This window comes from Rhizobium sp. ZW T2_16, assembly GCF_044987325.1.
GTDB classification, from domain to species: domain Bacteria; phylum Pseudomonadota; class Alphaproteobacteria; order Rhizobiales; family Rhizobiaceae; genus Neorhizobium; species Neorhizobium cellulosilyticum.
This window is the reverse complement of sequence record NZ_JBJDRG010000003.1, coordinates 230,619-244,411: the sequence shown is the minus strand read 5'-3', so window position 1 is coordinate 244,411 and position 13,793 is coordinate 230,619. Positions and strand designations below refer to the sequence as shown.

General features: G+C 58.9%; 16 protein-coding genes. 14 read left to right on the top strand and 2 right to left on the bottom strand.

Annotated features, from left to right (window positions below; all coding sequences use genetic code 11):
* Positions 1–88: 88 nt before the first annotated feature.
* The 13 genes from ACI3K0_RS11095 to ACI3K0_RS11035 all read left to right on the top strand — a co-directional run bounded on the left by ACI3K0_RS11095 (position 89) and on the right by ACI3K0_RS11035 (position 11,865).
* Entirely contained in the window at positions 89–655 is a 567-nt protein-coding gene (locus ACI3K0_RS11095) for a NifU family protein (RefSeq protein WP_148145980.1), read from the top strand.
* A gap of 18 nt (positions 656–673) precedes the next feature.
* Complete coding sequence (gene tsaB / locus ACI3K0_RS11090) at positions 674–1,312, top strand: tRNA (adenosine(37)-N6)-threonylcarbamoyltransferase complex dimerization subunit type 1 TsaB (RefSeq protein ID WP_183823561.1); 639 nt, start codon at positions 674–676, stop codon at positions 1,310–1,312.
* A 3-nt stretch (positions 1,313–1,315) separates the two neighbouring features.
* A complete protein-coding gene (locus ACI3K0_RS11085) occupies positions 1,316–1,810 on the top strand; it encodes an N-acetyltransferase (protein ID WP_183823559.1) in 495 nt (164 codons plus the stop codon).
* A 39-nt stretch (positions 1,811–1,849) separates the two neighbouring features.
* Positions 1,850–2,278, top strand: a complete 429-nt coding sequence (locus ACI3K0_RS11080; RefSeq protein ID WP_148145977.1) for a Fur family transcriptional regulator — start codon at positions 1,850–1,852, stop codon at positions 2,276–2,278.
* 24 nt (positions 2,279–2,302) lie between these two features.
* Positions 2,303–3,106 (top strand): lysophospholipid acyltransferase family protein, encoded by an 804-nt coding sequence (locus ACI3K0_RS11075; RefSeq protein WP_148145976.1) that lies wholly within the window; start codon positions 2,303–2,305, stop codon positions 3,104–3,106.
* A 55-nt stretch (positions 3,107–3,161) separates the two neighbouring features.
* Positions 3,162–4,586, top strand: a complete 1,425-nt coding sequence (gene miaB / locus ACI3K0_RS11070; RefSeq protein WP_183823557.1) for a tRNA (N6-isopentenyl adenosine(37)-C2)-methylthiotransferase MiaB — start codon at positions 3,162–3,164, stop codon at positions 4,584–4,586.
* 23 nt (positions 4,587–4,609) lie between these two features.
* Positions 4,610–5,668, top strand: coding sequence for a PhoH family protein (locus tag ACI3K0_RS11065; RefSeq protein WP_148145974.1), 1,059 nt, complete (start codon positions 4,610–4,612; stop codon positions 5,666–5,668).
* 21 nt (positions 5,669–5,689) lie between these two features.
* A complete protein-coding gene (gene ybeY / locus ACI3K0_RS11060; RefSeq protein WP_183823555.1) occupies positions 5,690–6,199 on the top strand; it encodes an rRNA maturation RNase YbeY in 510 nt (169 codons plus the stop codon).
* 10 nt (positions 6,200–6,209) lie between these two features.
* Complete coding sequence (locus tag ACI3K0_RS11055) at positions 6,210–7,388, top strand: hemolysin family protein (protein WP_183823553.1); 1,179 nt, start codon at positions 6,210–6,212, stop codon at positions 7,386–7,388.
* Positions 7,389–7,461: 73 nt separating this feature from the next.
* Positions 7,462–9,063, top strand: a complete 1,602-nt coding sequence (lnt, locus tag ACI3K0_RS11050; protein ID WP_183823550.1) for an apolipoprotein N-acyltransferase — start codon at positions 7,462–7,464, stop codon at positions 9,061–9,063.
* Between the two features lie 147 nt (positions 9,064–9,210).
* Positions 9,211–9,627: a helix-turn-helix domain-containing protein gene (locus ACI3K0_RS11045; protein WP_148145970.1), complete on the top strand. Its 417-nt coding sequence runs from the start codon at positions 9,211–9,213 to the stop codon at positions 9,625–9,627.
* Positions 9,628–9,801: 174 nt separating this feature from the next.
* The gene (gene metK / locus ACI3K0_RS11040) at positions 9,802–11,064 is read left to right on the top strand and encodes a methionine adenosyltransferase (RefSeq protein WP_183823548.1); all 1,263 of its coding nucleotides are present in this window, start codon (positions 9,802–9,804) and stop codon (positions 11,062–11,064) included.
* A gap of 96 nt (positions 11,065–11,160) precedes the next feature.
* Complete coding sequence (locus ACI3K0_RS11035) at positions 11,161–11,865, top strand: tRNA (guanosine(46)-N(7))-methyltransferase TrmB (RefSeq protein WP_148145968.1); 705 nt, start codon at positions 11,161–11,163, stop codon at positions 11,863–11,865.
* 24 nt (positions 11,866–11,889) lie between these two features.
* Here ACI3K0_RS11035 and ACI3K0_RS11030 read toward each other — a convergent pair whose 3' ends face one another.
* Both ACI3K0_RS11030 and ACI3K0_RS11025 read right to left on the bottom strand, forming a co-directional pair.
* Positions 11,890–12,147 (bottom strand): DUF1150 family protein, encoded by a 258-nt coding sequence (locus tag ACI3K0_RS11030; protein ID WP_148145967.1) that lies wholly within the window; start codon positions 12,145–12,147, stop codon positions 11,890–11,892.
* A gap of 43 nt (positions 12,148–12,190) precedes the next feature.
* Positions 12,191–12,619: an Hsp20 family protein gene (locus tag ACI3K0_RS11025; RefSeq protein ID WP_148145966.1), complete on the bottom strand. Its 429-nt coding sequence runs from the start codon at positions 12,617–12,619 to the stop codon at positions 12,191–12,193.
* A 189-nt stretch (positions 12,620–12,808) separates the two neighbouring features.
* On the opposite strand from ACI3K0_RS11025, the gene ACI3K0_RS11020 reads away from it, so the two are divergent.
* On the top strand, positions 12,809–13,750 hold the full coding sequence (locus ACI3K0_RS11020) for a nucleoside hydrolase (protein WP_183684933.1): 942 nt from the start codon (positions 12,809–12,811) through the stop codon (positions 13,748–13,750).
* Positions 13,751–13,793 lie beyond the last annotated feature (43 nt).

Sequence of the window (13,793 nt, the reverse complement as noted above, 5' to 3'; positions counted from 1 at the left end):
AAAGGCGCACTTGAACCCAAAGATGAGAACGGTTATCTTATTTGGAAGAGTTCTAAACTGAGTGCCGCTCGCGGCCAGGAGCAAGCCCATGTTCATCCAGACCGAAGCCACGCCGAACCCGGCGACCCTGAAGTTTCTTCCCGGCAAGGTTGTCATGGAAAAAGGCACGGCCGAGTTTCGCAATGAAGCAGAAGCTGCAGCCTCTCCGCTGGCCCTGCGCCTTTTTAACGTTCCCGGCGTCACGGGCGTTTATTTCGGCTACGATTTCATCACCGTTACCAAGTCTGATTCCGAATGGCAGCACCTGAAGCCCGCCATTCTCGGCTCGATCATGGAGCATTTCATGTCCGGCCAGCCGGTCATGGGCGGCGGTTCGTCCCTTGCCGAGGCTTCCGACGAGGAAGGCGAATTTTTCGATGAAGGCGACGAGACGCTGGTTGCCACGATCAAGGAACTGCTCGAGACGCGTGTCCGCCCGGCAGTTGCGCAGGATGGCGGCGACATTACCTTCAAGGGGTTCAAGGACGGCACCGTCTATCTCAACATGAAGGGCGCATGCTCCGGCTGCCCGTCTTCCACTGCAACGCTCAAGCATGGTGTGCAGAACCTGCTCAAGCACTTCGTTCCCGAAGTCCAGGCGGTTGAGGCCCTCTGATACCCGCAAGACCTGTTCATGATCGTTCTCGCTATAGACACTGCAGGCATCGATTGTTCTGCGGCGGTATTTGACAGTTCCGCCAGCAGGCTTTTGTCTGCCGTCTCGGAAGAAATCGGCAAGGGGCATGCGGAACGCCTGATGGCGGTCATCGATCAGGCTCTGGATGAAGCCCAAGTCGATCTCCATGCGGTCGGCCGCATCGCCGTCGTCATCGGCCCAGGTTCCTTCACGGGCATTCGTGTCGGCGTCGCGGCTGCTCGCGGTCTGGCTCTCTCCCTCGGGATCGATTGTGTCGGCGTCTCGACGCTGGAAACGCTCGCGGCATCGTATCGGGCAACCAGCGGTTCCGACATGCCGGTTCTCATCGCCATGGATGCCAAGCGCGAGGAAATCTATGCGCAGGCTTTCGCCGTCGATGGCGCTGCGCTGAACGAACCGGCAGCGCTTTCGGCAGAAAACGTCGACAATCTTGTCAAATCCCTCTCTGCCGAGCCTACCGGCTCGTGGATTTCCAAGACGGGTGATCGCTTCGATATCGGAACTGTCGCGCGTATCGGTGCTGCAAAGGATGCCGCTGGAGCACGGCCGAAGCCGCTTTATTTGCGTGGACCTGATGCAAAACCGCAGACGGGTTTTGCTCTGGCGCGGGTGTAGCCCATGTTTGACGACTATCTGACCTGGAAGCCGTTTTTCGAAGTCGTGCCGATCGAGGATGTCGATTGCCACGAGATTTCCGAACTGCACGGCCTGCGTTTTCCGCGCCAGTGGAGCGAAGCTGAGTTTCAGGACCTTCTTTCGCAGAAAAATGTCTTCGGCTTCATTGCACGCCAGACGAATGCATTCTTTTCAAAGCCACTCGGCGGCTTCGTGCTCAGTCGCGAGGCTGGCGGAGAGGCGGAAATCCTGACGGTTGCGGTCGCCGAAAAGTTCGGTCGCCAGGGGCTCGGCTGGCGCCTGATGCAGGCAGCGGTGCGTGAGGCAATCTCCCGCGGCGCCGACAGCATGTTTCTTGAAGTCGAGGCCGAAAACAGGCCTGCCGTCGGGCTTTACGGCAAACTCGGTTTTGCCAAGGTGGCCGAGAGACCGGCTTATTATCTGGGAGCGGATGGTCGACGGACCGCAGCGCTTGTCATGAGCCGTGATCTTCGCTAGTCCCTCAGCATACGTGAATATTTCGAAGGCCAGAACGTCATGACAGACCTTTCCAAGACCCTGGAAGAGTTGTGTGCCGAAAAGGGCATGCGCATGACCGATCAGCGCCGGGTCATCGCCCGGATTTTGCAGGATTCCGACGATCATCCGGATGTCGAGGAGCTTTATCGCCGCTCGTCCAAGGTTGATCCGCGCATCTCGATTTCGACGGTCTATCGGACAGTGAAACTGTTCGAGGACGAGGGGATTATCGAGAAACATGACTTTCTCGACGGCCGCTCCCGTTACGAGACCGTGCCGGAAGAACATCACGATCACATGATCGACCTCAATACCGGCAACGTCATCGAGTTTCAGTCGGCCGAGATCGAAGCGCTGCAGGAGCGCATCGCCCGTGAGCTCGGCTTTCGGCTGGTCGGCCACCGGCTCGAGCTTTACGGCATTCCCCTCGACAAGAACGATGATTGAGCGGAACCGGTAGGGACAAGACAAGTGATCACATCCATCCGGATCGGCCTTGTTGTCGTCTGTCTCGTGATCGTGACACTGGCGCTCCTGCCGTTTCAGCTTTTCGGCCTCGCCTTTGACTTGAAGATCCGCCGTTACGTTCCGCGTCTTTGGCATCGTTCCGCCTGTTGGCTTCTGGGTATCCGTATCCGGGTCCATGGCCACATCGAACGCCGCCGGCCGCTGATGCTCGCGGCAAATCATGCCTCGTGGAAGGACATCCTCGTTCTCGGCGCGGTTGCCGATGTCGTCTATATTGCCAAGTCGGAAGTAGCCAACTGGCCGGTCTTCGGCATTCTCGCAAAGCTGCAGAAGACGATCTTTGTCGTGCGCGAAGAAAAACGCCGCACCGGCGAGCAGGTCAACGAGATTGCCGCGCGCATGAATGCCGGCGAGATCGTCGTGCTTTTTCCCGAAGGCACCACCTCGGACGGCAACCGTCTGCTGGAGGTGAAATCCTCGCTTTTCGGAGCTGCTGCAGCAGCAGTGCCTCACACCCCCGATGGTGTCGTGCACGTCCAGCCGGTCGCGATCGCCTATACCCGCGTTCACGGCATGGCGATGGGGCGTTTCCATCGCCCGCTTGCCGCCTGGCCGGGCGATATAGAGCTGATGCCGCATCTGATCGGCGTGCTGAAGGAAGGCGCGCTCGATGTGGAGGTCGCTTTCGGCGATACGGTCGATTTTCGCACCGGTGACAATCGCAAGCACCTGAGCCAGAACATCACCGCCCAGCTCCGTCGCATGTTGATAAGGCATCTGCGGCAAAGGGAGTATGATGCGGATTGAGCGGACGGTTTATGTGCCGCTTCAATTCCGCCCTTTCTTGCGGTATGGAAGCGGCATGAACGAACATGTCTCCATTCCCGCGCCGGCCAATGAGGCTGCTCACTGTCCGGACAGCCGTCCCAACACCCGCAAGGTCTTCATCAAGACCTACGGCTGTCAGATGAATGTCTACGATTCCACCCGCATGGGCGATGCGCTGGCGGGCGAGGGATATGTGACGACGGAAGACATGGGGGAGGCGGATCTCGTTCTGCTCAACACCTGTCACATCCGCGAGAAGGCGGCGGAAAAGGTTTATTCCGCGCTCGGCCGCCTGCGTGACATGAAGAAAGAGCGCGCCGCCGAAGGCCGCGAATTCATGATCGGCGTTGCAGGCTGCGTCGCCCAGGCCGAAGGCGAGGAGATCATCCGCCGCGCACCGGCAGTCGACGTGGTCATCGGCCCGCAAACCTATCACCGCCTGCCGGACGCGCTGAAAAAGGCCCGCAATGGCGAGCGTGTCGTCGATACGGAATATGCCGTCGAGGACAAGTTCGAGCACCTGCCGGCAACCGAAAAGAAGGTTATTCGCTCGCGCGGTGTTACCTCCTTCCTCACCGTGCAGGAAGGTTGCGACAAGTTCTGCACCTTCTGCGTAGTGCCTTACACGCGTGGCTCCGAGGTTTCCCGTCCCATCGGCCAGATCATCGACGAGGCAAAGCGGCTGGTGGATGCCGGGGTGCGCGAAATCACGCTGCTCGGCCAGAATGTCAACGCCTGGGCTTCAGAAGACGGCAAGGGGAATGCAATCGGCCTTGCCGATCTTCTCTATCGGCTGGCCGATGTTCCGGGCCTTGCCCGCCTGCGCTATACGACAAGCCATCCACGCGACATGGACGACCGCCTGATCAATGCACACCGCGACCTGCGCATTCTCATGCCCTATCTGCATCTTCCGGTTCAGGCAGGCTCCGACCGTATCCTGAAGGCGATGAACCGCCGTCATACGGGTGCGGAATATTTGGCACTGATCGAGCGTATCCGCTCAGCCCGTCCCGATATCGCCATGTCGGGCGATTTCATCGTCGGGTTCCCCGGCGAGACGGATCAGGATTTCGAGGACACGCTGAGAATGGTCGAAGAGGTGAATTACGCCTCGGCTTTCTCGTTCAAATATTCGAGCCGTCCGGGCACGCCGGGTGCGGATCTTCCGGATCATGTGGCCGAAGAGGTCAAGACCGAGCGGCTGGAACGGCTTCAGGCGCTGCTCTTGAAACAGCAGGCCGACTTCGCCACATCCTGTGTCGGAAAGACCATCGATCTGCTTCTGGAAAAGCCGGGCCGCATGCCGGGCCAGGTGATCGGACGTTCGCCTTGGCTGCAGTCTGTGAATGTTGATGCAAAAACATCGCAAATCGGTGAGATTATCAGTGTACGAATCATCGGCACCGGTCCGAACAGCTTGTTTGCCGAGCCGGTTGAGAGTTTAATCGAGGTCTAATTCAAGTTGAGGAGCTTGCTTACTTGAACGCATCAGAATTGGTTTCTTCGACAGCGCGCCAGCCCCGATCCGCAGCGACCGACGCCAACCACTTCGTCCTGACGTTCGAGAATAACCGATTAGCAAGCGAACTTTTCGGTCAGTTCGACCAGAACCTCAAGCTTCTCGAACAGCGTCTCAATATCGATGCCCGCCCGCGTGGCAATTCGGTCTCCATTTCAGGAGATGTCGTTGCCACGAATCAGGCGCGCCGAGCCCTCGATTCCCTCTATGAACGTCTGCAGAAAGGCGGCTCCGTGGAAGCGTCCGATGTCGAAGGTGCGATCCGCATGGCGCAGGCCGCCGATGACCAGTTGAGCCTGCCGACGCTGGAACGCAAGGCAAAGCTCTCCATGGCGCAGATTTCCACCCGCAAGAAGACCATTCAGGCCCGCACGCCCACCCAGGACGCCTATATGCGGGCGCTGGAACGCGCCGAGCTCGTCTTCGGTGTCGGCCCGGCCGGTACCGGCAAGACTTATCTCGCCTGCGCCCACGCCGCCCAGCTTCTGGAGCGCGGTGCGGTCGACAAGATCATCCTGACGCGACCGGCCGTAGAGGCGGGCGAGCGCCTGGGCTTTTTGCCAGGTGACATGAAGGAAAAGGTCGATCCCTATCTGCGCCCGCTTTATGATGCGCTTTACGACATGATCCCGGCCGACAAGGTCGATCGTGCCATTACCGCAGGCGTCATCGAAATTGCACCGCTCGCCTTCATGCGTGGCCGCACGCTGCAAAACGCCGCGATCATTCTCGACGAGGCACAGAACACGACATCGATGCAGATGAAGATGTTCCTGACCCGCCTTGGCGAAAACGGGCGCATGATCATCACCGGCGACCCGAGCCAGGTGGACCTGCCGCGTGGCGTCAAATCCGGTCTTGTCGAGGCGCTGCAGATCCTGAAGGGTGTCGAAGGCATCTCGGTCGTCCGCTTCAAGGATACGGACGTCGTGCGTCATCCGCTGGTCGGTCGCATCGTCAGGGCCTATGACGCGCAATACGCCGTCCACGAGGAAAGCGAGGAAGCTCTCGACCGGTAATACCGGTCGGGCTCACCATTCATGCCCGAACTAGACATACAGATCAGCGTGGAAGATGGCGGCTGGCCGGACGAGGCCGTTTTGGCGTCTCTGGCAAGCCGCGTGCTTGGTGCTGCCGTGGATTATCTTGTCCGCGAAGAAGACCAGCCCTTCCCGAAAATGGCGCCGGAACTGTCTCTGGTCTTCACCAATGACGATTCCATCCAGGAAATTAACGCCGAGTGGCGGGATCAGGACAAGCCGACCAACGTCTTGTCTTTCCCTGCTTTTCCACTCGAACCGGGCGGCATGCCCGGCCCGATGCTGGGCGATATCGTGGTTGCAAGGGAAACTGTCGAGCGCGAGGCGGTTGATCTCGACAAGACTTTCGACGATCATCTGACCCATCTGCTCGTCCATGGTTTCCTCCATTTGTTCGGTTACGACCACATGGAAGAGGACGAAGCGGAAGAGATGGAAGCAGTGGAGACTCGCATTTTGGCCGGTCTCGGCCTATCTGACCCCTATGCGGGGCAGGACCCGTTGATATAAGTTTGGAACAATGAACGATTATTCGAGCAATGTCGCCCGAGAGGGCAAGGACAGTTCGGACTCTGCCTCGTCGGACGAGGGCAGTAGTTCGGCGAGGTCCGAACATCATCCCAAATCCCACAATTCCTTTTGGTCGAGGGCCGTGCGCCTGCTTCGGCCATCGCAGGGCGAACAGCTCCGCGAGGATCTCGCCGACGCGTTGATGACGGATACGAATGTCAGCAACGCCTTTTCGCCTGACGAGCGGGCGATGCTGCACAACATCCTCCGTTTCCGCGAAGTCCGCGTCGAGGACATCATGGTGCCGCGCGCCGATATCGAGGCGGTGGATATGAACATGACCATCGGCGAGCTGATGATCCATTTCGAGGAAACCGGCCGCTCTCGCATGCCGGTCTATAGCGACAATCTCGACGATGCCCGCGGCTTCGTCCACATTCGCGATCTCCTCTCCTATTTGGCCAAGCAGGCGCGCAATAAGCGCCGCGTCAGCTCGAAGGCCTCGACGGTGCAGATCTCTGCAGCAGTCAATGGCACCGAAAAGCCGACCCGCGCGGCACCCAAGGCTGCCTTCGATCTCGGCCGCGTCAACCTCGAACAGACTGTTGCCGAGGCGGGCCTCGTCCGCAAACTGCTTTTCGTACCACCCTCAATGCTGGCTTCCGACCTGTTGCGCTCGATGCAGGCTGCCCGCACACAGATGGCTCTGGTCATCGACGAATATGGCGGCACCGACGGCCTCGTCAGTCATGAGGATATCGTCGAAATGGTCATCGGTGATGTCGAGGACGAACATGACGATCAGGAAGTCATGCTCTCCAAGGCCGGTGAGGATGTCTTCATCGCCGATGCCCGTATCGAGCTTGAGGAGATTTCTAAGGCCATCGGTCCCGATTTCGATGTCCGCGACCGCATCGAGGATGTCGATACGCTTGGCGGCCTGATCTTCTCGGCGCTTGGCCGTATTCCGGTTCGCGGCGAGGTCGTCCAGGCCGTTCCCGGCTTCGAATTCCAGATCCTCGATGCCGATCCGCGCCGCATCAAGCGCGTCAAGATCCTGCGCAAGCGCGCTCTTGTCCGTCGCCGACAGGTGAAAGGCGAGAGCGAGGCGCTGATTACCGCGCCGCCGCAAGCGGCCGCGCTGCTGCCTGCTCCGGCCGAAAACGGCGCCGCGCGTCCCGAAGCCTGATCCACAGTCCGACCCGCGACAGGGCGCAGTTTTTTTGAAACACTGCGCCCTGATTCGCGAAAAGGGGACTTGTATGGAGTGGCTGGCGGGCAAGGTCATGCTTCTTTCGGGGTGGTCCCGGATTGCACTCGCAGTATTTGCGGGTGCCATTGGTGCTCTGGCACTTCCTCCCTTCGGTATCTTCGCCACGCTTTTCATATCGTTCACGCTTCTCGTCTGGCTCATCGACGGATCGACGGGCAATCCTGGCGGCGGGGCAGCCAGCCGCTTGCGCGCGGCCTTCGTGATCGGCTGGCTGTTCGGATTCGGCTATTTCGTTGCTAACCTCTGGTGGCTCGGCAACGCCCTGCTGGTCGATGCCGAGGAATTCGCCTGGGCGCTGCCTCTCGCCGTCTTCGGACTGCCCGCCTATCTCGCAATCTTCTATGGCCTGGCGACGGCGCTTGCCCGCGCTGTCTGGTCCGATGGCATCGGGCGTCTGGCAGCACTCGCCGCAGCCTTCGGGGTGGCGGAATGGTTGCGCAGCTTTGTGCTGACTGGCTTTCCTTGGAATGCCATCGCTTATGGCGCCATGCCGGTTCCGCTGATGATGCAGTCGGACGCGGTTCTTGGGATTTTCGGCGTCACGGTGCTTGCGGTCTTCGTTTTCTCGGCTCCTGCGTTGTTCGGCACGGGGAAGGGTAAGATTATCGGTCTTGCCTTTGCTGTCCTTCTGGCGGCGGCGCATGTAGGCTTTGGTGCGTGGCGACTAAATGTCGCAGACGAAAAACTCGCCTCGGGAGACGGCAAAAAAACAACCATACGTATTGTTCAGCCGATGATTGATCAGGCCCAGAAACTGGACGATACGAACCGCACGGAGATCTTCGAGGAGCATTTGCGCCTCACGGCAGCGCCGCTCAAGGACGGTGAAGCCCGCCCGGATATCGTGGTCTGGCCTGAGACTTCGGTGCCGTTCATCCTGACCGAAAATCCGGACGCGCTGGCTCGGATCGCCGAGGTTCTTGAAGACGGACAGGTGCTCGTCACCGGCGCCGTACGCTCCGAAAACGCCGGCGTCGGCGTCGCGCCGCGATATTATAATTCCATCTATGTTATTGATAGTGATGGGCAAATAACATCAGCGGCAGATAAGGTGCATCTTGTTCCCTATGGCGAATATGTGCCCTACGAAAGCATCCTTGCGTCGCTTGGGATTACCGAGGCGATCGCCATGCCGGGCGGCTTTACGGCCGCGTCCTCACGCAGCCTTCTCACCTTGCCAGGCGGTGCGCTTCTCTATCCGTTGATCTGCTACGAGGCGATCTTCCCAGGCGAGATCGGTCCGGATGTCGAGCGGACTTCGGCCATTTTGAACGTGACGAATGATGGCTGGTTTGGTGCAACGCCCGGTCCTTACCAGCATTTCCAGCAGGCCCGTCTGAGGGCCGTCGAGAACGGTATGTTCCTGATTCGCGGAGCAAATACCGGCATTTCGGCGGTCGTGGATCCATTTGGCCGTGTAGTGCAGGGGCTTGGATACAATCAAAAGGGTGTGATTGACGCATCTATAGGTGGTAAATATATCCTATATTGGAGTAATAGCAGTCGGCGGTGGTACTTCTGGTTGGTTGTGGCATTTATGTCTTTGATTGCAGTGTCCTCGCGTCTAAGTTTTAATTCCCGCGCGAATTGACCAAAAACCCCCAAAATTGCATAGTGAGAATGCCTACCGTCTCGTCATATGCTTCGCGCATTGGTTCTGTCGTCCCAATCGTGAGGTGTATTCTCCATACGCGGACCGGGTTGAAAACCTAACTGCAACTTCACCAGGACCCCCATTATGATTGAAAACAAGAAAAAGCCGAACCCGATCGACATTCACGTCGGGAGCCGGATCCGCCTGCGCAGAACGATGCTGGGCATGAGTCAGGAAAAGCTGGGCGAAAGCCTTGGCATTACTTTTCAGCAGATCCAGAAATACGAAAAAGGGACGAACCGCGTCGGTGCGAGCCGCCTGCAGAACATCTCGAGCATTCTTAATGTTCCGGTGTCCTTCTTCTTCGAAGACGCGCCGGGCGAGCAGTCCGGCGGTGCAACCGGCATGGCCGAAGCATCCAGCTCCAACTACGTCGTTGACTTTCTGTCGTCCTCGGAAGGTCTCCAGCTCAACCGTGCGTTCGTGAAGATTGCCGATCCCAAGGTTCGCCGCAGGCTCGTCGATCTCGTCAAGGCTCTCGCAGCCGAGGCGGAGGAGTAGTCTCTCTTCAAGAGACGGGGAGGAGAAAGCGGCTTTTACAGCCGCTTTTTTTTGTCCTCATTTCAGCTCAGAGGCAATTTTAGGCATAAAGATATATTTATGTCGTTGTGTTCTTGTTTTTATCAGTTGAACTCACTAAACATTTCACTGTCCATTCTTTGAGGGGTTCCCCGCATGCACGCCAATTATCTGTTCACCAGCGAGTCCGTGGCAGAAGGCCACCCGGACAAGGTTTGTGACCGCATTTCCGATGAAATCGTGGACCTTGTGTACCGCGAAGCTGCAAAGACGGGTGTTGATCCGTGGACGGTTCGCATTGCCTGCGAAACGCTCGCCACCACGAACCGCGTAATAATCGCCGGTGAAGTGCGCCTGCCGCCAAGCCTGATGAAGAAGGACAAGAACGGCAACGACGTCATCAACCCGTCGAAGTTCAAGTCGGCAGCCCGCAAGGCCATCCGCGACATCGGTTACGAGCAGGACGGCTTCCACTGGAAGACGGCGAAGATCGACGTGCTGCTGCACTCCCAGTCTGCCGATATCGCGCAGGGCGTCGATAGCGCAGCCGACAAGCAGGGCGACGAAGGTGCCGGCGACCAAGGCATCATGTTCGGTTACGCCTGTAAGGAAACGCCGGATCTCATGCCGGCTCCGATCTATTATTCGCACAAGATTCTGCAGCTGCTCGCGACTGCCCGCAAGAAGGGCGAAGGTGATGCCGGCAAGCTCGGCCCCGATGCCAAGAGCCAGGTGACTGTGCGTTACGAAAACGGCAAGCCGACCGAAGTCGACTCGATCGTTCTCTCCACCCAGCACATCGATGCCAGCTGGGATTCGAAAAAGGTTCGCCAGGTCGTCGAACCCTATATCCGCGAAGCGCTCGGCGATCTGCCGATTGCCGCCGATTGCAAGTGGTACATCAACCCGACCGGCAAGTTCGTCATCGGCGGCCCGGATGGTGATGCGGGCCTCACCGGCCGCAAGATCATCGTCGACACCTATGGCGGTGCAGCCCCCCACGGCGGCGGCGCATTCTCCGGCAAGGACACGACCAAGGTCGACCGTTCGGCAGCTTATGCCGCCCGTTACCTCGCCAAGAACGTTGTCGCAGCAGGCTTTGCCGATCGCTGCACGATCCAGATCTCCTACGCGATCGGTATTGCCCAGCCGTTGTCGATCTATGTCGACCTGCACCAGACCGGCAAGAACGTCACCGAAGACCAGATCGAAAACGCGATCCGCAAGGTGATGGACCTGTCGCCGACAGGCATCCGCCGCCATCTCGACCTCAACAAGCCGATCTACGCCAAGACCTCGGCTTACGGTCACTTCGGCCGCAAGTCCGGCCGTGACGGCTCCTTCTCCTGGGAAAAGACCGACCTCGTGAAGCCGCTCAAGGATGCTCTGAAGGAAGATCTTCTGGTCGCGGCTGAGTAAGCCTTTTCCGATCGGGGCTTTACCGATCTGGTAATCACACGTTAAAGCGGGTGCCTTCTGCGGGCATCCGCTTCTTTGTTTTTGGACGACGAGATCATGACTGACGAGCAGCAGCACCCAACGCGGGCAACGGAAGCGTTTTACGGCCGCCGGAAGGGCAAGCCTCTCCGCGAGCGTCAGGCCGAAGGCATGGCGACGTTGTTGCCGGCCCTCAAGCTCGATCTCGCATCACCGGCGCCGGACGACCTGCGCACGCTTTATCCGGCTCCGGTCGAGCGTATGCGGCTTGAAATCGGCTTCGGCGGCGGCGAACATCTGGTTCATCGCGCCCGGGAAAACGAAACGACCGGTTTCATCGGTGTCGAGCCCTTCGTCAACTCGATGGCGAAGCTGCTGTCGCAGGTCGAGATCCATGATCTGAAGAACATTCGCGTCTACGACGATGATGCGACGCAGGTGCTGGACTGGTTGCCGGCAGGCTCGATCGACCAGATAGACCTTCTCTATGCCGATCCTTGGCCCAAGCGGAAGCATTGGAAGCGTCGCTTCGTCTCACAGGTCAACCTGGATCGTTTCCATCGCGTGCTGAAACCCGGCGGCACGTTCTGCTTTGCCTCGGATATCGATACCTATATCAATCATACGCTGATGCATTGCCGTGACCACGGCGGTTTTGCCTGGCAGGCGGAGCAGTCTTCCGACTGGCTGACGCCTTATGCCGGCTGGCCGGGAACGCGCTACGAGAACAAGGCCCGCAGGGAAGGGCGCTCCTCAGCCTATCTGACCTTTATCAGGGCCTGAGAACGGCCCTTAAGAGAAATGCGGTCAGTGCAGGCTGACCGTCTTCAGGTCGTCTTCTGCTGCCTTGAAGAAGGTGCTGGACCGGTTGTCGGTCAACAGGATCGGCGTGCCGTCGGCGCCGAACAAAGCCCAGAGGTCCAAGCTTGGATCCATATCGGGAGCTTCGGGAAAGCAGCGGGAGACTTCTTCAGACCGCATCCTGCGAATATACCCAACTTCACCAGCACCGAGATGGGCGAGTTCGGATTGCGACAAATGCGTGTTCGCTTCTTTCAAAAGCATTCCAGCCTCCGCTTGAGGGCGTCGGCCTTGATGCCGACACGTTCTAGTCTGAGACGGAAATGTTAATTTTTCTCACTACGCGTTGCGGTTCCGGGCGCACCAGATCGACCGAGAGAAGGCCGTTCTTCAAGAGGGCGGAGGAGACTTCCATCCCGTCTGCAAGCATGAAAACCCTTTGAAACTGGCGTGCAGCAATGCCTCTGTGGAGGTAATCGCGCTCCGGCTGCTCGATCTGGCGACCGCGGATCACCAGCTGATTTTCTTCGGTCGTAACGTCAAGTTCGTCTTCCGAAAAGCCGGCGACGGCAAGCGTGATGCGCAGTTTCTCATGGCCATCGGCAATGCCCGACCTGATTCGCTCGATATTGTATGGCGGGTAGCCTTCATTCGCCTTGGCGAGGCGTTCGAGTGTTTTTTCCATCGCATCGAAGCCCAGCAGTAGCGGGCTCGCGAAGGGTGTCATCCGGGTCATCGTTCAGTCCTTGCATCAAGCGACCATGCCGACGCCCAGAAGGCACGCCGGTACCGTGATTTATATGGGTTGCCGACATCGGAAGCGCAAGTTGCGGCGGATGATCTGCTGCGTGAAAGCTGCTCCTGCCGTGCTTGACAAAGCTTGCGCAGGCCTCCACCAATCCCCCTCGAATTCAGGGGATGAACAATGTCGCCACGTAAGATCATTATCGATACCGACCCAGGCCAGGACGATGCCGCAGCGCTGATGCTGGCTTTCGCAAGCCCTGAGGAACTGGAAATCCTCGGCCTCTGTGCCGTTGCCGGAAATGTCCCCCTCTCGTTTACCAGCCGTAACCTGCGCATCGTCTGCGAACTCTGCGGCAAGCCGGATGCCAAGGTGTACGAGGGGGCATTGAAGCCGCTCAACCGGCCGCAGGTGACCGCCGAGCATGTGCATGGCAAGACCGGGCTTGACGGTGCTGATTTGCCTGAACCGACCATGCAGGCGCAGGCTCAGAATGCCATCGATTTCATCATCGAGACGCTGCGCTGCGAGCCTTCCGGAACGGTAACAATCTGCACGCTCGGCCCGCTGACCAACCTCGCGCTGGCACTGCAGAAGGCGCCGGATATCGCCAGCCGTATCCAGGAACTGGTGATGATGGGCGGTGGCTGCTTCGAAGGCGGCAACATCACGCCGGCGGCCGAGTTCAACATCTATGTTGATCCGGAAGCGGCCAAGATCGTTTTCGACGCCGGCATCCCGACCGTCATCATGCCGCTGGACGTGACGCATCAGCTTCTGACGACACGGGACCGCGTTGCAAAGATCGCGGCGCTCGGCACGCGTCCCGCCCAGGTTCTGGTTGAATGGCTGGCCTTCTTCGAACGCTTTGATATCGAGAAATACGGTTCCGATGGCGGGCCGCTGCATGATCCGAGCGTGATTGCCTATCTGCTGAAGCCGGAACTCTTCTCTGGTCGTCTTTGCAATGTGGAGATCGAGGTCGAGTCAGAACTGACGGTCGGTATGACCGTGGTCGACTGGTGGCATGTGACCGACCGCAGGCGCAACGCGACCTTCATGCGCAATGTCGATGCCGACGGTTTCTTCGCGCTGCTGACGGAACGCGTCGCGCGCCTCTGAAGTTCAGGGTGCCGCCCTTCACGGGCGGCACCCCATCGTGTTT